14 protein-coding genes and 1 pseudogene are annotated in these 20,029 nt (G+C 70.4%); 4 read left to right on the top strand and 11 right to left on the bottom strand.

Features of this window, described 5'->3' with window-relative positions; all coding sequences use genetic code 11:
* Positions 1 to 164: 164 nt before the first annotated feature.
* The 4 genes and pseudogenes from araD to ACQPZG_RS02010 all read right to left on the bottom strand — a co-directional run bounded on the left by araD (position 165) and on the right by ACQPZG_RS02010 (position 5,259).
* Complete coding sequence (gene araD / locus ACQPZG_RS02025; RefSeq protein ID WP_433544009.1) at positions 165 to 1,934, bottom strand: L-arabinonate dehydratase; 1,770 nt, start codon at positions 1,932 to 1,934, stop codon at positions 165 to 167.
* A complete protein-coding gene (locus tag ACQPZG_RS02020) occupies positions 1,931 to 2,833 on the bottom strand; it encodes a dihydrodipicolinate synthase family protein (RefSeq protein ID WP_433544598.1) in 903 nt (300 codons plus the stop codon). Before ACQPZG_RS02020 ends, araD begins: the two co-directional genes overlap by 4 nt.
* A 482-nt stretch (positions 2,834 to 3,315) precedes the next feature.
* A pseudogene (locus ACQPZG_RS02015) lies at positions 3,316 to 3,948 on the bottom strand (GntR family transcriptional regulator); the annotation flags it as partial.
* A gap of 132 nt (positions 3,949 to 4,080) precedes the next feature.
* Positions 4,081 to 5,259 carry a hypothetical protein gene (locus ACQPZG_RS02010; protein WP_433544008.1) on the bottom strand — a complete coding sequence of 393 codons (1,179 nt, stop codon included), beginning with the start codon at positions 5,257 to 5,259 and terminating at the stop codon, positions 4,081 to 4,083.
* A 160-nt stretch (positions 5,260 to 5,419) separates the two neighbouring features.
* Here ACQPZG_RS02010 and ACQPZG_RS02005 point away from each other — a divergent pair, with 160 nt between their 5' ends.
* Positions 5,420 to 6,247 (top strand): NAD-dependent epimerase/dehydratase family protein, encoded by an 828-nt coding sequence (locus ACQPZG_RS02005; protein WP_433544007.1) that lies wholly within the window; start codon positions 5,420 to 5,422, stop codon positions 6,245 to 6,247.
* Between the two features lie 206 nt (positions 6,248 to 6,453).
* Here ACQPZG_RS02005 and ACQPZG_RS02000 read toward each other — a convergent pair whose 3' ends face one another.
* A complete protein-coding gene (locus ACQPZG_RS02000; protein ID WP_433544006.1) occupies positions 6,454 to 7,548 on the bottom strand; it encodes a rhamnogalacturonan acetylesterase in 1,095 nt (364 codons plus the stop codon).
* A gap of 57 nt (positions 7,549 to 7,605) precedes the next feature.
* Positions 7,606 to 7,926, bottom strand: a complete 321-nt coding sequence (locus ACQPZG_RS01995) for an L-rhamnose mutarotase (protein WP_433544597.1) — start codon at positions 7,924 to 7,926, stop codon at positions 7,606 to 7,608.
* Between the two features lie 586 nt (positions 7,927 to 8,512).
* Between ACQPZG_RS01995 and ACQPZG_RS01990 the strand changes: the two genes are divergently transcribed.
* Positions 8,513 to 9,682, top strand: coding sequence for a YhjD/YihY/BrkB family envelope integrity protein (locus ACQPZG_RS01990; RefSeq protein ID WP_433544005.1), 1,170 nt, complete (start codon positions 8,513 to 8,515; stop codon positions 9,680 to 9,682).
* A 269-nt stretch (positions 9,683 to 9,951) separates the two neighbouring features.
* On the opposite strand, the gene ACQPZG_RS01985 is transcribed toward ACQPZG_RS01990, so the two are convergent.
* From ACQPZG_RS01985 to ACQPZG_RS01965, 5 genes are read right to left on the bottom strand one after another with little or no spacing between them, the layout of a single operon-like run.
* The gene (locus ACQPZG_RS01985) at positions 9,952 to 11,307 is read right to left on the bottom strand and encodes a nitrate/nitrite transporter (RefSeq protein ID WP_185035477.1); all 1,356 of its coding nucleotides are present in this window, start codon (positions 11,305 to 11,307) and stop codon (positions 9,952 to 9,954) included.
* Between the two features lie 6 nt (positions 11,308 to 11,313).
* Positions 11,314 to 11,721: a nitrite reductase small subunit NirD gene (gene nirD, locus ACQPZG_RS01980; protein ID WP_433544004.1), complete on the bottom strand. Its 408-nt coding sequence runs from the start codon at positions 11,719 to 11,721 to the stop codon at positions 11,314 to 11,316.
* Entirely contained in the window at positions 11,718 to 14,300 is a 2,583-nt protein-coding gene (gene nirB / locus ACQPZG_RS01975) for a nitrite reductase large subunit NirB (RefSeq protein ID WP_433544596.1), read from the bottom strand. The genes nirD and nirB overlap by 4 nt, the downstream gene beginning before the upstream one ends.
* 47 nt (positions 14,301 to 14,347) lie before the next feature.
* The gene (locus ACQPZG_RS01970) at positions 14,348 to 15,592 is read right to left on the bottom strand and encodes an NAD(P)/FAD-dependent oxidoreductase (protein WP_433544003.1); all 1,245 of its coding nucleotides are present in this window, start codon (positions 15,590 to 15,592) and stop codon (positions 14,348 to 14,350) included.
* Positions 15,589 to 17,772 carry a molybdopterin oxidoreductase family protein gene (locus ACQPZG_RS01965; protein ID WP_433544002.1) on the bottom strand — a complete coding sequence of 728 codons (2,184 nt, stop codon included), beginning with the start codon at positions 17,770 to 17,772 and terminating at the stop codon, positions 15,589 to 15,591. The genes ACQPZG_RS01970 and ACQPZG_RS01965 overlap by 4 nt, the downstream gene beginning before the upstream one ends.
* A 182-nt stretch (positions 17,773 to 17,954) precedes the next feature.
* Here ACQPZG_RS01965 and ACQPZG_RS01960 point away from each other — a divergent pair, with 182 nt between their 5' ends.
* Positions 17,955 to 19,226, top strand: a complete 1,272-nt coding sequence (locus ACQPZG_RS01960; protein ID WP_433544001.1) for a uroporphyrinogen-III synthase — start codon at positions 17,955 to 17,957, stop codon at positions 19,224 to 19,226.
* Positions 19,223 to 20,023: a sirohydrochlorin chelatase gene (locus tag ACQPZG_RS01955; protein ID WP_433544000.1), complete on the top strand. Its 801-nt coding sequence runs from the start codon at positions 19,223 to 19,225 to the stop codon at positions 20,021 to 20,023. Before ACQPZG_RS01960 ends, ACQPZG_RS01955 begins: the two co-directional genes overlap by 4 nt.
* The last annotated feature ends 6 nt before the right edge of the window (positions 20,024 to 20,029 follow it).

The raw sequence follows: 20,029 nt of genomic DNA, 5'->3' as shown, positions 1-20,029 counted from the left end.
GATGGCGGACACGAGAGTCCGTGAGTGTGCGGGGGCGCGCGGGCGGGCCTGGAAGGAAGCGCGGGTCTGTAAGAAAGCGGGGGATACGTGGTGCGAGATGCGATGTATGACGTACGACGTACGGTGTCTGATGTATCGAGCGGGATGCCGGGTCCGGGCTGCCGTCAGCCTGCGTACGGGTCCGGCACGTCACCCGCAGCTGCGAGGAACGCGAAGTCGCAGCCCGTGTCGGCCTGGGTGATCTGTTCCTGGTACAGGGCGCCGTATCCGCGGGAGTAACGCTGCGGTGGCGGGACCCAGGCAGCCCGGCGCCTGGCCAACTCCTCCTCTGTAACGCCGAGTTGGAGGGTCCGAGCGGCGACGTCCAGGGTGATCGCGTCACCGGTGCGCACCAGGGCGAGCGGTCCGCCGACGTACGACTCGGGGGCGATGTGCAGTACGCACGCCCCGTAGCTCGTGCCGCTCATCCGGGCGTCGGAGAGGCGCACCATGTCCCGGACCCCCTGCTTGAGGAGGTACTCGGGGATCGGCAGCATCCCGTACTCCGGCATCCCCGGTCCGCCCAGCGGTCCGGCGTTGCGCAGCACCAGCACGTGATCGGCGGTGATGCCCAACTCCGGGTCGTCGATCGTGCGTTGCATTGTGCGGTAGTCGTCGAAGACGACGGCGGGCCCGGTGTGCTTGAGCAGGTGGGGCTCGGCGGCGATGTGCTTGATGACAGCGCCGTCCGGGCACAGGTTGCCGCGCAGAACGGCCACCCCACCCTCGTGGGCGAGGGGATCGGTGCGCGGGCGGATCACGTCCTCGTTGTGGACGCGCACGCCGTCGAGTTGTGCGCGCAGGGTGGAGTGGGCAACGGTCGGGCGGTCCAGGTGGAGCACGTCGGTGAGCCGGGAGAGGAAGGCGGGCAGCCCGCCCGCGAAGTGGAAGTCCTCCATGAGGTGCCGACCACCGGGACGGAGGTTGGCCAGCACGGGAACCGTACGGGCGATTCGGTCGAAGTCGTCGAGAGTGAGGGTCACTCGGGAGCGACCCGCCATGGCGATGAGGTGGATGACCGCGTTGGTGGACCCGCCGAGTGCGAGCACGGCCGCGACCGCGTCCTCGTACGCCTCCCGCGTCAAGAGCCGCGAGAGCCGCATGTCCTGGTGTACGAGGTCTACGATCCGCAGCCCCGACGCCGCGGCCATCCGGTCGTGCCCCGAATCGACGGCGGGTATGGAGGAGGCGCCGGGCATGGTGACGCCCAGGGTCTCGGCGGCCGCGGTGAGAGTCGAGGCCGTGCCCATGGTCATGCAATGACCGGGTGAGCGCGCCAACCCGCTCTCCAGCTCCGCGAGTTCACAGTCACCGATGAGGCCGGCACGCTTCTCGTCCCAGTACTTCCACATGTCGGTGCCCGAGCCGAGCACCTCGTTGCGCCAGTGGCCGGGCAGCATGGGCCCGGCGGGCACGAAGATCGTCGGCAGGTCGACGGAGGCGGCGCCCATGAGCAGAGCGGGCGTCGACTTGTCGCAGCCGCCGAGCAGTACCGCACCGTCGACGGGGTACGAGCGCAGGAGCTCCTCCGTCTCCATGGCGAGGAGGTTGCGGTAGAGCATGGGGGTGGGTTTCTGGAAGGTCTCGGAGAGGGTGGAGACCGGGAATTCGAGGGGAAATCCTCCCGCCTGCCACACTCCGCGCTTGACCGCCTGGGCGCGGTCGCGGAGGTGGACGTGGCAGGGGTTGATGTCGGACCAGGTGTTGAGGACGGCGATGACGGGCTTGCCGAGGTGTTCTTCGGGGAGGTAGCCGAGCTGGCGGGTGCGGGCACGGTGGCTGAAGGAGCGCAGACCGTCCGTTCCGTACCACTGATGGCTGCGGAGCTCCTCCGGCGCCTTGCGCTCACGCCCGTCTCCCGTACCGCGAGTGACGCTCCCGCCAGGTGCGTTCATATCTCCCACCCCTCGATCGCGGCGGCCACCTCGGCGCGTTGCGGCTCGGGGAGCACCTTGCTCGGCGGGCGCACCGCGTTGCGGCACAGACCGAGGACGGAGAGGGCTTCCTTGACCACGGTGACGTTGTTCGCGGACTGATCGGCGGCACGCAGCTCCTCGAAGGGGCGGATGCGCTCCCAGATCTTCTGCGCGGCCTGGTAGTCGCCGGTGCGCAGCGCTTCCAGGAGTGCGAGCGAGAGCGCCGGCGCGACGTTGACCAGGCCGGAGGTGAACCCGGTGGCACCCATCGCCCAGTACGGGACCGCGTACAGCTCGGCCAGCCCCGCCACCCAGACGAACCGGTCGAGTCCGGCGTCCCGGGCGACCGCACCGAAGCGGGTCGCGTCCGGAACGGCGTACTTCACGCCGATCACCTGGGGGCACTGTGCGCCGAGTTCGGCGATCGTACGGCCGTCGAGCAGCGGATTGCGGATGTACGGTACGACACCCAATTGCGGTGCAGCGTCCGCGACTTCGCGGTGGTAGTCGATCCAGCCGCCACGCGAGACGTAGGGGTGGGCAGGCTGGTGAACCATGATCATGTCAGCGCCGGCGTCGCGGGCATGCCGCGCGTCGGCCTTCGCGGTCGGCAGGTCGTGGCCGACTCCGACGATGACGGCGGCCCGGCCCTTCGTCTCCTGAAGGGTGAGTTCGGTGACGAGACGGCGTTCGTCGGGGTCGAGGGTGTAGAACTCGCCGGTGTTGCCGTTGGGGGTGACGGTGCGGACGCCGCCGTCGAGCAAGCGGCGCAGGGCCGCGCGAAACGCGTCGCGGTCGATGCTGCCGTCGGAGGCGAAAGGGGTCACCGGTATCGCGACGACGTCCGCGAGTGCGGCCCGGAGCGCGGGATGTTCCATGCGGGTGCGGCCTTCCGGTCTGTCGGGGGTGTCGGCTGCCACGGGGACGGCAGCCATGCCGGGCACTGCGGGAACTTTCGCCGGGCCGACTGGTTGGGCGTTGGCGGGAAGCGCGGTTGCCACAGCTGGGACGGGAGTGACTGCAGTGACGGTGGTGACCGCCTTGGCAGCGGTGGAGGCCATATCCGGAGGGCCGGTTGTGCCGGAAGGGCCGGTCGTATCGGAAGGAGCGGTCGTCCCGGAAGGAGCGGTCGTCTCGGAAGTGGCGACTGCCTTGGCTGCGAGCGCGTTGTCGGCTCCGGGGGCGGAGCTTCGAAGGGCGTTCACGGTTTGCCCGGGTCCGCCGGGTGCCCCTCGTCCATCTCCTCCATGACCTTGAGGGATTCCAGGTCGGCCTCGGTCACCTTCGTGGCCATGGGGCCCATGGGGTCCGGCGGAATGGGGTCGGCGGGAACCACCGGGACCGGCGGCACCGGAGACCCCTCTGTCGGGAAGGCACGATGCACGAACGACGCGATGTGCTCGCGCAGACGCTCGACCGCCGGTCCGGCCTTTCCTGCGCGCACGAGACGCAGGATGGCGGTGTGTTCGTCGGCCTCCTTCTGCCAGGAAGGGTTGGCGCTCCACGCGACGGTGGACACGAGGGCGGCCTGTTCACGGACGTCGTCCAGCATGCTGATGAGCAGCGGGTTGCCGCAGTGCACGTAGAGCTCGCGGTGGAAGTCCCGGTTGGCGAGCGAGCGTTCGGCTTCGTCGGCGGCGTGTTCGGCCCGTGCCAACGCCTCTTCCGCCCCCGTGATGGGCATCTTTCCTTCGATGCTGCGGCGCAGCGCCTCGGGTTCGAGGAGGAGTCGTACGTCGTACACGTCGTGTGCCATGTCGGCGTCGACGGCACGCACGGTCGCCCCCTTGTACTGGCTCATGACGACGAGTCCTGACCCGGCGAGGGTCTTGAGTGCTTCCCGTACGGGGGTCTTGGAGACCCCGAACTGGGCGGCGAGCTCGGCTTCGACCAGGGGGTGGCCCGGCCGGAGGCGGCCGATGAGGATCTCGTGCTTGATCGCCTCCAGGACGTACTGGGTTCGGGAGGGGAAGGGACTCGGGGCAATGGCCATGCGAGCTGCTCTCATATCTCATGTATCGCGTCTCATATATGACGTATGAAGTACGACGCCTGAAGCTAGGGGCGGCACACGAGTTTCGTCAACGGCTGCGACAAAACCCGTGGTTGCGAGTTTCCGGACCCATCAGATCAGGACGCGAAGAGACTCCCTGACGGCCCGTAGGTCCGCATCGGTAGCCAAGCCCGCGTGATACAGCCGGAGTTCGTTGGCACCAAGGGTCTGTGCGCGTCGGACGTCGGCAACGAGCGTGTCCGGACTGCCACCCATCCCGGCGACCACGGAGAAGTTGGCCGCGATGACGGAACCTTGTTCGCGGTGGGGAACGAACGGCGGAAGTACCGTTTCAGCTCCGCCCCCACCGCAGGGCAGCACCGCGCCGTCGGCGATGGAGAGCAGGTGCGCCGGGTCTGCGCCCGGGTTGGGGCCACTGCGATACGGGGCGGGGTCGGCATGCAACAGCACCTGGAACCCCGGAGCCGCGGCGGCTCGCACGGCGCCGACCACCAGTTCCTGAAGGCCACGGGCCGTCCCGGTACGCCAGGTGAGGGTGGCAGCCGCGAGACGGGCGCCGAGCAGGTCCACCACGGCGGGCCATCCGGCTGCGGACGTGCCGCCCGCGGACCAGAGCGGTTCCAGGCACTGCCGCACGGTGCAGGCCAGCAGGTCGGGGTCCACACCGTGTTGGGTATATCCGATGCGGCACGCCGTACAGAAGCAGAGGGACATCAGGTACTGGGCGGCATCGCCCAGCGCGACGCCGCCCGTCTTGTCGTGGGCGTGCAGGTGCGCCAGTCCGTACCAGCCGCAGGACTCCAGCTCGGTTCCTCGCGCGCCGGGCCGCACCGCCGCTTCGGCCGCCAGAGCGGCCAGATACGCCTGGACTTCCGGACGGGCGATGCAGGGCGCCCACGGGTAGCGGTCGCCGTAGGCGTTGCGTACGACGATGTCGGGGTTCTCCGTACCCAAGCGGGAGTTGTGCGCCAGAACCACCCAGCTGTGCACGTCGATGCCGGCGCCTCGCAGGGCGTCGGCCGCTTCGGCATACGTATCGCCGCAGGCCCACGCACCCGCCGGATACGGCCGCAGGCGGTGGCCCGACCAGCGGGCGGCGTCCGGTTCGTAGAGCACCGCGGAGTGGTCGGCGGTAACGATCCGATGGCGTGGGTGGCGGGGGGTGAGGGCGCGAGTGGAGTGGTACGCGGCGGCGAGAGTCACCTGGTGCACACCCAGATCCGCGATGCGGGCTGCGGCGTCGGGGTCGTCGACGACGTCCCAGGGGTAGAGGAAGACGGCTGTTCGCATATCGGCTGACGGTCCTTTCACAAGGGGCGGTTCACATCGATCCGCCTTGTCACGGTCGCTGTTGAGGAGTGCTTCCTCACTTGACGGGAGTAGAAAGCGCTCTCTACCGTCTGCACCCATCCGACCCCGCCGCAACGCCCAGCGCAAGGAGTCTCCGTCCATGCCCGTCCCCCGCACCGTCCTGCTCACTGGTGCCGCCGGAGGTCTCGGCACGCTGATGCGGGACCTGCTGCCCGCATACGGGTACCGGCTCCGGCTCCTCGACCTGCGGCCCGTCCCCGGCGAGCCGGACGCAGTCGTCGCCGACCTCGCGGACGAGGACGCGGTCCGCGAGGCGGTTCGGGGCGTGGACGCGATCATTCATCTCGCGGGCATCTCGCAGGAGTCCACGTTCGAGAGGATCGTGCGCGCCAACATCGAGGGCACGTACCACCTGTACGAAGCCGCCCGCGAGGCCGGCATTCCGCGTATCGTCGCCGCCTCAAGCAACCACGCGGTGGGCTTCACCCCGCGTCCGCGCGGCAGCACGGCCCCCCTCTCCCAGGAGGCCCTGGTGCCCGTCGGCACACCGCATCGCCCGGACACCTTCTACGGGCTGTCCAAGTGTTTCGGTGAGGACCTGGCACAGCTCTACTGGGACCTGCACGGCCTGGAGACCGTCTCCGTGCGCATCGGCTCGTGCTTTCCGGAGCCCACCTCGGTACGGATGCTGTCGCTGTGGCTGAGCCCGGCCGACTGCGCGCGGCTGCTGCACGCCGCGCTCACCGCCGACAGCGTGCAGCACTCGATCGTGTACGGCTCGTCCGCCAACACGCGTACCTGGTGGGACCTTTCGGAGGCGCGGGCGCTGGGATACCTGCCGCAGGACGACTCCGAACCGTACGCCGCAAAGCTCATCGCCGAGCAGGGCGAGCTGTCGGACGAGAACCCGGCGCACGCGCGGCTGGGCGGGCACTTCTGCACCGAGCCGACCTGGTGGCCGTACTGAGCACGCCCTGAGCACGTCCTGATTCCGTCCTGACCACGCACGGACCCGTGCACCGATCCACCGACTGACCGGGTCGTGGGAGAGATGACGCACGCAGGCCGGCGTACGCCGTACCTCATGCGCGATTCCTCATACATCGTGCAGGAGACGTCATACATCGCGCCTCATGCACCGTCGTACCCCACGCCACGCGTGGATGCCGCATCTCAGCGGATCACCCGGTTCGGAAGCAGTCGCTGGGTGCGCAGCTCGCTCAGTACGAGCTGCGCGTACTCGGTCGCGCCTCGCACTGAGGTGTGCGTGTTGTCCCGCTTCTCGGCGGTGAGGTAGAGGGCTTTGGATGCCTCCGGGCCGAGTTGCTCGACGCGTGCCTTCGTCAGGGCGGTGAGGTCGATCAGCGGCGCACGCAGAGTGGCGGCCAGGGCGCGGATCTCGGCCGGGTGGTCGACACCGAGGCCGTTGACGAGCAGTGCGGTGTCGTTGTTGAGGGTGCCGTCGGTGTGGAACCAGCGGCGGACGATGGGGGTGACCAGGACGGGATTGCCGCCTCGTGCGCGTACTCCCTCGACGAGCGCGGCGAGGTTCGCCCGGTAGGTCGCCGCATCGGTCTGCTTGTCGTTGTGGGCGAGCTGGATCAGGGCGAGATCGCCACGGCGGATCTTCTGCTGCACGGTGGGAAAGAGTGCGGGGTTCTCCCGGTACGACACCGAACTCTCGCCGGAATCGGCGTAGTTCGCCACGGAGAAGCCACGCTTCAGGTACTGCGGAAGCTGCTGGCCCCAGCCCGAGTACGGCTCGCCGGGCTGGTCGCACACCGTCGAGTCGCCGAGGAGGAGCAGTTGACGGGCATGGCCTGCCGGGCGTACCCGGATCGAGGAGAGGGCGGGGGCAGAACCACCGAAGGTGAGGTCGAGGCCGGGAGTTCCGGCGGGGCCGGTCGGCTCACCCTCCGGGGTACGGACGTCGACAGTGAAGGTGCGGCGGACGGCGACACCCGGGGCGGTCGCGGTTTCGTGGAGCACCGTGCGCCGGGCTTCGGCCTGGACGGAGGTGCTGGCCGCTTCGGCGCCGCCGAGGGTGACGGTCACGTCGTACGTGCCGGGGGCGACATCGAAGTGGCAGAGGGTGGTCGCCGCCCCTGCGTTCGCTGGCCCGGCCGCGTCCGAACCTGCACCGGAAGTGGTGCAGTGATGCAGGCCGTGAGAGTGGGCGCCACGCGCGGGGGCAGCTACCGCAGGGGTGGTGGCGACGACGCAGGCAGCCACCGCGAGGGCGGCCACGAGGGCGGGGCGGGATCTCATACGTACTCCTTGGGTAGGGGCAACCGGTGCCGGAGGAGGAGTTCAAGAGCTACGCAGTCAGGCGAGGTGGAAGACCTCGGTCAGCGGGGTCATCGCTTCGTCCGGATTCCGGCCGTCGAGCTGTTCGAAGAATCCAGCCATCGACTTCTGCCAGCGGGCGTTGACCTCGGTGGAGGCGATAGCGGCCTGGGCTGCGGCGAAGTCGGGTGTTTCCAAGTAGCCGACCAGCAGACCGTCTTCGCGGAGGAAGAGCGAGTAGTTGTGCCACCCCGCGGCGGTGAGCGCGTCGAGCATGTCGGGCCAGACGGCCGCATGCCGGGTGCGGTACTCGTCGAGGCGGTCGGGGCGGACCTTGAGCAGGAAGCAGACACGCTGCACGGCGGTCACCGGCCTCTCCGAAGGGAATCACTGGACTGAAAGGATTCATCCGCGACGTCAGAAGGGAGGCTAGGTCCGGTCCGTCGGGAGCGTCAACCGATCGCACACGACTGCCGGACTTCAGACTTCTCGACAGCGGGAATCGCTGCGAGCAAGCTTCCGATGGGCACGACAGCAAGAAAATGGACATCGATCGACGACCTTAATGAAACGTTCAAGCACGGTCGGCGAGTGGCGATACACGCCGGGGCATACAGCAGGGCGCCCACTCCCCCGGGGGACGCGCGGGCCCGCGCATCGACCTCGACGAGCCTTGCACCGTGGACGACCACCACTGGAGCGCGGTCGCACAAACCTGCACACGCGTCGGCCGCCGACTGTGCTCTCGTTACCCGCACCGCCACCGTCCCCAGCGCAGCGAGCAGGACATCGGACAGGAAAAGGGCCGGGCGATAAGCCCGAGTGAGAGGCTCGTCGAGGGCGTCACGGGGGGAGGGAGTCAACCCGCGGACGCCTGGTCTTCGCAGGTTCTGGCTGCTTGCGCCGCTTCTGGGTTTCTCCCGGACTGCGGGGTACCCGCACCGACATGACGGGCAACGACAAGGCACACGAGCGCAACAAAGGGCACGTATCGGATAAATCAGACGTAGGGGATGGCCCTGGTTCCCCGCGCGTACCGGGACCGTCCCCCGAGCCGGGCACAACGCCTGAGCAAGGCACGACGTCTGAGCCGGGTACGACGCCCGAGCCGGGTACGACTCGCGATCCCGACGGGGAAGCCGATGCGCCCACCGATCTGCCCAAGCGCTCCTGGTGGGCAGTCATGCGGCGTACCGGCAAAGAGTTCCTGGACGACGAACTGCCGGACCGGGCGGCCTCACTCACCTATTACGGCGTACTCTCCCTGTTCCCGGCGATGCTGGTGCTTGTTTCGCTGCTGGGTGTGATGGGCGAGTCGGCGACGAAGACGGTGCTGGACAACGTCCAGAAACTCGCGCCCGGCGCGGTGCGGGACATCATCATGCAGGCCGTGCAGCAGCTCCAGAACAGCGGAGGGACCAGCGGTGTCATCGCGATCGTCGGTCTGCTGGCGGCGGTGTGGTCGGCGTCCGGTTATGTCGGTGGGTTCATTCGTACATCGAATGCCATATATGACATGCCGGAGGGTCGCCCGGTGTGGAAGGTGACTCCGCTGCGGGTGGGGCTCACAGTGATCTTGATGGTCATGCTGGCGCTCAGTGCGCTCATCGTGGTCCTCACCGGCTCCGTGGCCGAGTGGGTCGGCAAGACGGTCGGACTCGGCGAGGAGGCGGTGACGGTCTGGTCGATCGCCAAGTGGCCGGTGCTGCTGTTGCTGGTGGTCCTGATGATCGCGCTGCTGTTCTGGTCGGCGCCGAACGTCCGGGGCCGCGGGTTCCGCTGGGTGAGTCCGGGGAGCGTGCTGGCCGTGGTCCTCTGGCTGGTCGCGTCCGCCGGTTTCGCGCTGTACGTCGCGAACTTCGGCTCGTACAACAAGACCTACGGGACCCTTGCGGGTGTGATCATCTTCCTCGTATGGCTGTGGCTGTCGAACCTGGCGGTGCTGTTGGGCCTGGAGTTCGACGCGGAGCTGGCCCGGCAGCGTGCGATCAGCGGGGGGCTTCCGGCGGAGACCGAGCCGTACGTGGAGCCGCGCGACACGAAGAAGTGGCCGGCGAAACTGCGCAGGAACCGAAAGAAGCAGCTGGAGCAGGAGCAGGAGGCTGCACGGGCGTGACACTCCGATGCCTCCGCGAGCACGCCCGGTAGAGGTCGCCGGGGTGGTCGGGCCACCCCACACCCCACCGCCCCGGGACTCCGTACGTGGTCCTTCTCGCGCAGTGCTTGACACGTAGTGACGCAGGGCTTCGTACGCCATCCTTCAAACACAGTGCTTCCCACGCGATCCTTCATACGCAGTGCTTCGTACACAGTCCTTCATGCGCGGTGCTTCATACGCGAGGCACCGTGCACGATGCGCCCTACGCTCCGCACCATGCGCGGGACTCAGGCGCGCCGCCTGAGATAGACCCCCCAGGTGATCGCCAGGCACAGCACGTAGTAGGCGAGGAACGCCAGGTATGCCGCGTCGCCCGTCCCCTCGGTGAGGAAGGACTGGCGGAACGCGATGTTCACCAGCACCCCGCCCAGTCCCCCGACCGCGCCTGCGATGCCGATCACGGCGCTCGCGCGGCGGCGGGAACGGCTCTCCGCTTCGGCCGGGTCCGTTCCCGCCGCTGTTTCGCGTGCCGCCTTCGCGTGGAAGATGCCGGGGATCATCTTGTACGTGGAGCCGTTGCCGATCCCGCTGAACACGAACAGCGCCACGAATCCGGTCAGGAACAGGGGCAGCGAGCCCTCGCGTGAGGCGATCAGCACCAGCAGTGCGCCCGCCGCCATGGCCACGAAGTTCCAGAAGGTGACCTTTGCCCCGCCCCAGCGGTCCGCCATCGCGCCGCCCACCGGTCGGATCAGCGACCCGAGAAGGGGGCCGAGGAAGGTGAGGTACGCGGCGCTGACCGCCGTCGGGAAGTCGGCCTCGAACTGCACGAGCAGCACCTGACCGAACGCGAAGCCGAATCCGATGAACGAGCCGAAGGTGCCGATGTACAGCAGCGACATCACCCAGGTGTGCGGCTCGCGGGCGGCTTCACGCAGGGCGCCCCGGTCGTTGCGCAGCACGGGCAGGTTGTCCATGCGCAGGGCCGCCGCGACCGCCGCGAGCACGATGAGGGGGACGTAGATCAACGGGACCAGGCGGGGGTGGGCCGCGCCCGCCGTGGCGAGGACCAGCAGGCCGAGGAGCTGGACCGCCGGTACCCCGAGGTTGCCCCCGCCGGCGTTGATGCCCAGGGCGCGGCCCTTGAGGTGCTGGGGGTAGAAGGCGTTGATGTTGGCCATGGAGGAGGCGAAGTTGCCGCCGCCGATGCCCGCGACCGCGGCCACACACAGGAGTGTCGTATACGAGACACCGGGTTCGAGGACGTAGGCGGTGAGCAGGGCCGGTAGCAGGAGCGCAAGGGCGCTGATCACGGTCCAGTTGCGGCCACCGAAGATCGCCACGGCGAAGGTGTACGGGATGCGCAGGGCCGCGCCGAGCAGGGTGGGTACCGCGGTGAGGACGAACTTCCCGGCGGGGTCGATGCCGTACTCCGGGCCCAGGAAGAGGACGAGAACCGACCACAGGCTCCACACCGAGAAGCCGATGTGTTCGGAGAGCACGGAGAAGACGAGGTTGCGGCGGGCGACCTTCGCGCCGGTGGCGGCCCAGAAGGCGGGGTCCTCCGGCCGCCATTCCTCGATGACCGGGCGTCCCCCGGGAGGGGCCTGAGAGGGTTGCGGGGTGCGTACCGAGGTGGTCATGGCCGCCTAACTTGCTGAACCGACAGGGGCGTTGGTGGTACGGACGGGCCATACCGGCAGCGCCGCCGGTGAGCCGTCAGGGGCCTCCTCCTCGTCGAGGCAGGCGCCGGTGCGCAGGTCGAAGGCCTGCTTGTACATCGGGGACAGGACGACAGGGACGCCGTCCCGGCTGCCGAGGATGCCGCGCGAGATGACGTGCGCGCCACTGAAGGGGTCGCGGTTGCCGACGGCGTGGACGGCGCCCGTGCGGTCCCGGTAGAGGGCGATCTGGCGGCCGTCGACGAGGGCGGCGACGCCCCGGCCCGGAACGAGCGCGTCGTACGCGCAGACGGTGTACCACCGCTCGCCCACCGCCACTTCGACGACTGCCGTCTCCCCGGCGATGTCTTTCGTTCTCACCACTGCCGTGCTCATACGAGGCTCCTCACTTCCAGGGACGGGCCCGCGACGAAGGTCTGCGTCGAGGCGTCGGAGGCGTCGTGGGCCTCGGGGTGGGCGGGGCGGATCTGTTCGCGCTCCGGGACGAAGCGGATGGTGGGGTCAGGGGTGCCGGGTGCGTTGACGAAGGAGACGAAGCGGCTGAGCCGGTCCGGGTTCTCCAGGGTGGCGCGCCATTCGTCCTCGTAGGACTCGACGTGACGGCTCATCAGTTCGTCGAGTTCTGCGCAGATTCCCAGGGAGTCGTCGACGATGACGGCGCGCAGGTGGTCGAGGCCGCCCTCCATGCGCTCGATCCAGGGGGCGGTGCGTTCCAGCCGGTCGGCGGTGCGAACGTAGAACATCAGGAAACGGTCGATGGTGCGCAGCAGGGTGTCGCGGTCGGCGTCGACGAGGAGGAGATCGGCGTGGCGAGGTGTCATGCCGCCGTTGCCGCCGACGTAGAGGTTCCAGCCGGCGGAGGTGGCGATGATCCCGAAGTCCTTGCTCTGCGCTTCGGCGCATTCGCGGGCGCAGCCGCTGACGGCCGACTTGAGCTTGTGAGGGGCGCGCAGCCCGCGGTAACGCAGTTCGAGCTCGATGGCGAGGGCGACGGAGTCCTGGACGCCGTAGCGGCACCAGGTCTGGCCCACGCAGGACTTGACCGTGCGCAGGGACTTCCCGTACGCGTGGCCGGACTCGAATCCGGCGTCGACCAGACGCTTCCAGATGTCCGGGAGCTGGTCGACGGAGGCACCGAACATGTCGATGCGCTGTCCGCCGGTGATCTTCGTGTAGAGGCCGAAGTCGCGGGCGATCTCGCCGATGGTGATGAGGCCGTCGGGCGTGACTTCGCCGCCGGGGATGCGGGGGACGACGGAGTAGGAGCCGTTGCGCTGGAGGTTGGCGAGGAAGTGGTCGTTGGTGTCCTGGAGGGCGGCCTGTTCCCCGTCCAGGATGTGCCCGGAGACGGCTTCGCCGAGGGCGGGGCTGAGAGAGGCGAGGACGGACCCGACGACTGGCTTGCAGACGTCGCAGCCTTCCGCACCGGCCGCCGACTGGCCGTGGTCGTCGATGAGTTGGGCGAAGGTGGTGATGCCCTTGACGCGGACGATCTCGTAGATCTCGGCCCGGGTGTGGGTGAAGTGCTCGCACAGGCCCCGGCCGACCTCGACGCCCTGCGCGGCGAGTTCCTCTCCGACCAGGGTGCCGAGGAGTTTGACGCACGAGCCGCAGCCGGTGCCGGCGCGGGTGCATTTCTTGACGGCGGGGACGTCCGCGCAGCCCTGGTCGGCGACGGCCGAACGGATGGCTCCCTTGGTGACGTTGTGGCAGGAACAGACCACGGCCTCGTCGGGCAGGGCGACGGGGCCGGGCGCCGCACCGATCGAGGAGGGGAGGACGAGTTGCTCGGGCGGGGCGGTGAGAGGGGCGCCGTTGAGGGCGAGGGGACGCAGCAGGTCGTACGAGTCGGTGTCGCCGACCAGGACTCCGCCGAGGAGTGCGCCGTCGGTGCCGATGACGAGTTTCTTGTAGACGCCTTCGCGGCTGTTGGCGTACAGCACTTCGAGGGAGCCTTCGGTGGCGCCCTGCGCGTCACCGAAGCTGGCGACGTCGACACCGAGCAGCTTGAGCTTGGTGGAGAGGTCCGCTCCAGTGAACTCGCCATCGGCTGCCGTGATTTGACCAGCGACGGTCTCTGCCATCGCGTAGCCGGGGGCGACCAGTCCGTACACCCGGCCGTCGCAGGCGAGCGCGCACTCGCCGATCGCCCAGACGGCGGGGTCCTCGGTCCGGCAGGACGCGTCGACGACGATGCCTCCGCGTTCGCCGACCGGGAGGCCGCAGTCGCGGGCGAGCTGGTCGCGGGGGCGTACACCGGCGGAGAAGACGACGAGGTCGGCGTCGACGGTCGCACCGTTGGAGAGCACCATGCCGCGGACGGCGCCGTCGGCGTCGGTCTCGACGGTCTGGGTTCCCGCCCCGGTGTGCACGGTGACTCCCAGCTCCTGGATCTTGTCCCGGAGTACGGCGCCGCCTCCCTCATCGACCTGAAGGGCCATCAGGCGCGGCGCGAATTCCACCACATGGGTGTCGAGGCCCATCGCGCGCAGTGCGCCCGCGGCTTCGAGGCCGAGGAGGCCGCCGCCGACGACCGCGCCGGTGCGGGCGTCGTCGGCGGCGGCGCGGATGGCTTCTAGGTCCTCGATGGTCCGGTAGACGAAGCAGCCGGCCGCGTCGTGGCCGGGCACCGGCGGTACGAAGGGGTACGAGCCGGTGGCGAGCACGAGTGCGTCGTACGGGAAGACCTGACCTGATCGGGCGGTGACCGTGCGCGCCGTACGGTCGATCTTGTCCGCCGGGTCGCCGAGCCGCAAATCGATGCCGTTCTGTTCGCCGAACTCGCGGTCCCACATGGAGAGTTCGTCGGCGGTGGTGCCGGAGAACCACGAGGTGAGGTGAACCCGGTCGTAGGCGGGGCGTGGTTCCTCGGCGAGGACGGTGACGTGCCAGTCGCCCTCGGGTCCGCAGCCGCCCCGCTCGGCGAACGCTTCGAGGAAGCGCTGGCCGACCATGCCGTGGCCGACGAGGACCAGGTTCCGCGGGGTCTTCGGGGTCTCCGTCACAGGACTGCTCCTTCAAGGGGGGAGAACAGGTCGAGGGGGCGGGACGGCAGCGGCTCGCCCCTCTCGTAGGTGCGGGTGAGTTCGCCCACGGCGGCGAGGTCGCCGACGAGGATCGCGCCGACCAGCCGGTCGCCGCGCATCACGAGCTTCTTGTACGAGCCGTACGCGCCGCGGGTGCCGTCGGCGAGCCGCAGGGCGTCCCCGTCGGTGTCCGCGACCTCGCCGAAGGCGGCCACTTCGAGGGCGCCTGCGGTGAGTCGGGCCACTCCGTGCACTCCGGTGTACGTGGCGTCGGGGTCCGTTCCGGAGAGCCGGGCGGCGAGCACGTCGGCCTGCGCCCAGCCGGGTCCGGTGAGTCCGTGGACGGCGCCCCGGTGCTCGGTGCAGTCGCCGATCGCGTACACGCCGGGTGCGGAGGTGGCGAGGGTGTCGTCGACGACGATGCCGCGGCGCACCTCGATCCCGGCGGCTCGGGCGAGTCCGGTGCGGGGGCGGACCCCGCAGGTCAGGACGACGAGATCGCAGTCGAGTACGTGGCCGTTGGCGAGCCGGACGCCGGTGACGGCGGTGTCCCCTTCGACGGCGCGGGCCCGGTTTCCGGTGTAGACGGCGGCCCCCATGCCTTCGAGGGCGCGTCGTACGGTGGCTCCGGCTTCGTCGTCGAGGTGGCGCTCCATCAGATGTGGTGCCTGATGTACGACCTCGACGGGGAGGCCGAGGGCGGCGAGGGAGCGCGCTGCGCTCACCCCGAGGACGCCGCCGCCGACGACGACGGCGCGTCGGGCGTCGCGGGCGGCTTCGGCGAGGCGGACGCAGTCGGCGAGGGTGCGGAAAGCGTGCACGCCTTCCTTGAGCTCGCGCCCGTTGGACCCGTGCCCGTCCGTCGCGTGCAGCCCGCGGATCGGTGGCAGTACCGGGTTCGCACCGGTGGCCAGGACCAGCGCGTCGTACCGGACGCTCTCGCCGAGGTCGGTGCGCAGAGTGCGGGCGCCCGTGTCGACGGCGACGACCTCGGTGCCGGTGCGGACGGTGGCTCCGCCGGTGGGGAGGGCGAGGGCCTCGGGGGCGTAGCGGCCGTCGAGGACTCCGGCGAGCAGGGCACGGTTGTAGGGAGCGTGCGGCTCGTGCCCGTACAGCGTGACGTCGATTGCTTCAGGCGGTAGTTGAACGAGCGTCTGGCGGGCGAGTCGAGCGGCGGCCATACCGGCGCCGACGACGGCCACTCGGGTGCGTACGGTCATGACGCCTTCTCCACTCGTACCGCGCACACCTTGAATTCCGGCATGCGCGAGGTGGGGTCCAGGGCGGGGTTGGTGAGGGTGTTCGCGCGGCCCTCGCCCGCCCAGTGGAACGGCATGAACACGGTGTCCGGGCGGATCGTGCTGGTCACCCTCGCGGGTGCGCTCGCCCGTCCGCGTCGGCTCGTCACCACGACCACCTCCCCTTCGCTGACGCCGATGCGGTCCGCGAGACGGGGGTGCAGCTCGACGAACGGGCCGGGGGCGGCGCCGTTGAGCGCCGGGGTGCGACGGGTCTGGGCACCGCTCTGGTACTGGGCCAGGACGCGGCCGGTGGTGAGGTGGAGGGGGTAGTCGGCGTCCGGTTCCTCGGCGGAGGGGCGGTGCGAGACGTCGGCGAAGCGGGCACGGCCGTCGGGGGTGGCGAACGCGTCGAGGAAGAGGCGGGGGGTGCCGGGGTGGGGGGTGGTCGGCCGTGGCGTGCCGGGGTCCAGGGCACCGGGGGGCGCGGCGTCGTCCTCCCGTACGGCGGGGCAGGGCCAGAAGACGCCGTCCTCCGCGCGTATCCGCTGGTAGCTGATGCCGGAGTAGTCGGCCTGGCCACCGGCGGACGCCTCGCGCAGCTCGGCGAACACTTCTTCCGGATCGTACGCAAACCCCTTGTCGCGGCCGAGGCGGGCGGCGAGTTCGTGCAGGATGTGCAGGTCGGTGCGGACCTGGTCGGGGGGCCGGATCGCGGCCTGGCGCAGGATGACGCGGCCCTCCAGGTTGGTCATGGTGCCGGTCTCCTCCGCCCACTGCGCCGACGGCAGCACGACGTCGGCGAGCGCGGCGGTCTCGGAGAGGACCACGTCGCAGACCACGAGGGCGTCGAGGGCGCGCAGCCGCTCGGTGACGTGGCGGGCGCGGGGGGCGGAGACGACCGGGTTGGAACCCATGAGGAAGAGGGCGCGGACGCCGCCTTCCGTGCCGAGCGTGTCGAGGAGCTCGTACGCGGAGACACCCGGCCCCGGCAGCTCATCGGCCGCAACGCCCCATACCGCGGAGACGTGTTGGCGCGCCGCGGGGTCGGTTATCGACCGGTAGCCGGGGAGTTGGTCGGCCTTCTGGCCGTGTTCGCGTCCGCCTTGCCCGTTCCCCTGCCCGGTCAGACAGCCGTAGCCGGACAGCGGGCGTCCGGCCCGTCCGGTGGCCAGGCACAGGTTGATCCACGCGCCGACCGTCTCCACGCCCTTGGACTGCTGCTCGGGGCCACGCGCCGTCAGCACCATCCCGGTCCCGGCTCCCACGAACAGCTCGACGGCGCGGCCAAGTTGGGCGACGGGGACTCCGGTGAGGGCTTCGACCCGCTCGGGCCAGTGCGCCATGGCCGCTTTGCGGGCCGCTTCGTACCCCGTCGTACGGGAGGCCACGAACTCCTCGTCGACGTGACCGCCCGCGATCACCAGGTGCAGCAGCCCGAGCGCGAGCGCCAGGTCCGTACCGGGTGCTGCGGCCAGGTGGAGATCGGCGAGGTCGGCGGTGCGGGTGCGGCGCGGGTCGACGACGATCAGCTTGCCGCCGCCCTCCTGCATCTCGCGCAGGTACCGGACGGCGGGCGGCATCGTGTCGGCGAGGTTGGAGCCGACGAGCAGGACGCAGCCGGTGCGCGCCACGTCCGCGAGGGGGAACGGCAGCCCCCGGTCGAGGCCGAATGCGGCCTTGTGTGCGGCCGCCGCCGACGACATGCAGAAGCGTCCGTTGTAGTCGATGCGCGAAGTGCGCAGGGCGACGCGGGCGAACTTGCCGAGCAGGTACGCCTTCTCGTTCGTCAGCCCGCCGCCGCCGAACACGCCGACCGCGTCCCGCCCGTACCGTACGCCCGCCGTGGTGAAGGCGGCCGCGGCCCGGTCCAGGGCCTCGTCCCAGCCGGCCTCCCGCAGCGGGCCGCCCTTCTCGTCCCGTACGAGAGGGGTGGTGAGGCGGACGCCGGGGGCCAACACGGCGGCGGCGTTGTGGCCCTTTCCGCACAACGCCCCCTCGTTGACGGGGAACTGGGGCCGCTCGACGATTTCCACCGGGATGCCGACGGTGTCCCCGGTGGGGCGCAGCCGCATCCCGCACTGCAACGAGCAGTACGGACAGTGGGTGTCCACCGGGGTGTCGACGGGTGCACCGGGGGTGGCCGTCGTGGTCGCGTTCATGGGCCCCACCGTGCCCGCGCGCCGTTACGCCCCCGCATCGCGCACGTTGCGCGGACGGTACAGACGACTCACTTTCCGCAGGTCAGCCTGCGAGATGCAGGACACATGCCCGTAGCGCAGGGCTAACCCCCAGGAGACACTTCGGCAACAGGGGCTTAACACGCCTCGTCCACTGTCGGTTCATGACAACAGCGATGCCCGCCACCCCCGTTCCGCCGGAGGGCTCACTGGCCGGACTGACGGTGGGAGTGACCGCCGACCGCCGCCGGGACGAACTTGAGGCCCTCCTGCGCCGGCGCGGCGCGAAGATCGTCTCCGCGCCCGCCCTGCGCATCGTGCCGATCGACGACGACAGCGTCGTGCGGGAGGCCACCGATGCCTGCCTGGCCCACCCCCTGGACTACGTGATCGCGACGACCGGCGTCGGCTGGCGCGGCTGGATCAGCGCGGCCGAGGGCTGGGGGACGGGCGCGCGGCTCGTCGACGCGTGCCGTGCGGCGACAGTGGTCAGCCGGGGCCCGAAGGCCACCGGTGCGATCCGGGCCTCCGGGCTGCGGGAGAGTTACGCGCCCGCTTCCGAGGCGGTCGACGAGATGCTGGAGTGGCTCCTGGAACAGGAGTTGGACGGCAGACGGATCGCGATCCAGGAACACGGAGCACCGCTGCCGGACTTCACGGCGGCTCTTCGCGAGCGCGGTGCGGAGGTCGTCGAGGTCCCGGTGTACCGATGGGGGCCGGCGGTGGACCCGGACGCGGTGCGGCGGCTGGTGGAGTCGACGGTACGGGGCGAGGTGCACGCGCTGCCGTTCACGAGCGCCCCGGCGATCGAGGCGTTCCTGGCGACGGCGGACGAGATCGGCCGCCGGGAACAGGTACTGGACGTGCTGCGTACGGACGTGCTGGCGGCCTGCATCGGCCCGGTCTGCGCACGGCCGCTGCTCGCGGAGGGTGTGCCGTGCGTGTGGCCGGAGCGTGGGCGGCTGGGCGCCCTGGTCCGTACGCTCGACCAGGAGCTGCCCGCCCGGCACCGGCAGGAGTGCACCTTCGAGGGTGGCCGGCTGCTTCTCCAGGGCGGGGTCGTATCCGGTACATCAGGCACGGTGCACCTGACGCCGCTGCCCGCCGCGATCCTGCGCGCGCTGGCTGAACGCCCCGGCACCGTCCTGAGCCGTGCCGAACTGCTGCGGCGGGCGTGGCCCACGGACACCCCCGCTGCTGCTGTTGCTCCGCCCCCCGCTTCCTCCGCTGCGGCCGACGCTGCGTCCGCCTTCGCGTCCGACGCCGTTTCTGTCACCGGCGCCGCTTCCGCCACTGCCTCCGCCGCGCCTCGTCCGGCGGACGAGCACGCGGTGGAGGCAGCGGTGGGCCGACTGCGGGCGGCCCTCGGACCGTACGCCGCCCTGATCCGTACGGTCACCAAGCGGGGCTACCGGCTGGCGGTGGACGCGGAGTGAGGCACGGAGCAGGGCGGACGGGATTCCGGGCGGGACACGACGTCCGGGCCGCGGACTGGTGCGGTGCCGGAACGCCGCCGTTGCTCGCCGTCGCCCACGGCACGCGCGATCCGTCGGGCACGGCCACCACCGAGGCGCTTCTCGACCGGGTGCGGGAGCTGCGGCCCGGACTGCGCGTGGTACTGGCGTACGTCGACGTGGCGCGTCCGAGCCTCACGGACGTGCTCGCGGAGCTGTCGGGGGAGGTCGTTCTCGTACCCCTGCTGCTGGGGACGGGATTTCACATCCGGGTCGACATCCCGGAAGTGCTGGCGGCGGCACCGCAGGTCGAGGCCCGGGTGGCGCGCGCGCTGGGTCCGGACCCGCTGCTCGCCTCGGCGCTCGCGGACCGGCTGGCGGAAGCGCGGGAGCCGTCGTCCGGGCCCGTGGTACTGGCGTCCGCCGGCTCGACCGACCCGGTCTCTCAGCGGGCTGCCGTCGCGATGGCGGACCTGCTGGCCGAGCAGCTGGGCCGGCCGGCGGTCGCCTCGTACCTGTGCGCGGGCTCCCCCACCCCCGCCGACGCGCTGGCTGCGCTCCGCGCGCAGGGCCACCGGGACGTGACCGTGGCGAGCTACCTGATGACGCCGGGCTTCTTCGCCCGCCGGGCGGCGGAGGCGGCGGACACCGCCGGTTCGGTGGTCTCGGCGCCACTGGGTGCACACGGGGCGGTGGCGCGGCTGATCGTGGACCGGTACGAGGAGGCTGCCGCACGCCCGGGTACGCCGGTGGGACGGGCGTCTGCGGCTGCCGGGTAGGCAGTG

It is taken from the genome of Streptomyces sp. CA-294286, assembly GCF_050947155.1.
Classification (GTDB): Bacteria; Actinomycetota; Actinomycetes; order Streptomycetales; family Streptomycetaceae; genus Streptomyces.
Note: the sequence above shows the minus strand (reverse complement) of the source record. Positions and strands in the feature narration are given on the sequence as shown.

What these genes read in the sequence shown, in the direction of transcription:
- araD (WP_433544009.1), bottom strand. Translation starts at nt 1,934, where the DNA reads ATGAACGCACCTGGCGGGAGCGTCACTCGCGGTACGGGAGACGGGCGT.
- ACQPZG_RS02020 (WP_433544598.1), bottom strand. Translation starts at nt 2,833, where the DNA reads ATGGAACATCCCGCGCTCCGGGCCGCACTCGCGGACGTCGTCGCGATA.
- ACQPZG_RS02010 (WP_433544008.1), bottom strand. Translation starts at nt 5,259, where the DNA reads ATGCGAACAGCCGTCTTCCTCTACCCCTGGGACGTCGTCGACGACCCC.
- ACQPZG_RS02005 (WP_433544007.1), top strand. Translation starts at nt 5,420, where the DNA reads ATGCCCGTCCCCCGCACCGTCCTGCTCACTGGTGCCGCCGGAGGTCTC.
- ACQPZG_RS02000 (WP_433544006.1), bottom strand. Translation starts at nt 7,548, where the DNA reads ATGAGATCCCGCCCCGCCCTCGTGGCCGCCCTCGCGGTGGCTGCCTGC.
- ACQPZG_RS01990 (WP_433544005.1), top strand. Translation starts at nt 8,513, where the DNA reads ATGACGGGCAACGACAAGGCACACGAGCGCAACAAAGGGCACGTATCG.
- ACQPZG_RS01985 (WP_185035477.1), bottom strand. Translation starts at nt 11,307, where the DNA reads ATGACCACCTCGGTACGCACCCCGCAACCCTCTCAGGCCCCTCCCGGG.
- nirD (WP_433544004.1), bottom strand. Translation starts at nt 11,721, where the DNA reads ATGAGCACGGCAGTGGTGAGAACGAAAGACATCGCCGGGGAGACGGCA.
- nirB (WP_433544596.1), bottom strand. Translation starts at nt 14,300, where the DNA reads ATGGTCGGCCAGCGCTTCCTCGAAGCGTTCGCCGAGCGGGGCGGCTGC.
- ACQPZG_RS01970 (WP_433544003.1), bottom strand. Translation starts at nt 15,592, where the DNA reads ATGACCGTACGCACCCGAGTGGCCGTCGTCGGCGCCGGTATGGCCGCC.
- ACQPZG_RS01965 (WP_433544002.1), bottom strand. Translation starts at nt 17,772, where the DNA reads ATGAACGCGACCACGACGGCCACCCCCGGTGCACCCGTCGACACCCCG.
- ACQPZG_RS01960 (WP_433544001.1), top strand. Translation starts at nt 17,955, where the DNA reads ATGACAACAGCGATGCCCGCCACCCCCGTTCCGCCGGAGGGCTCACTG.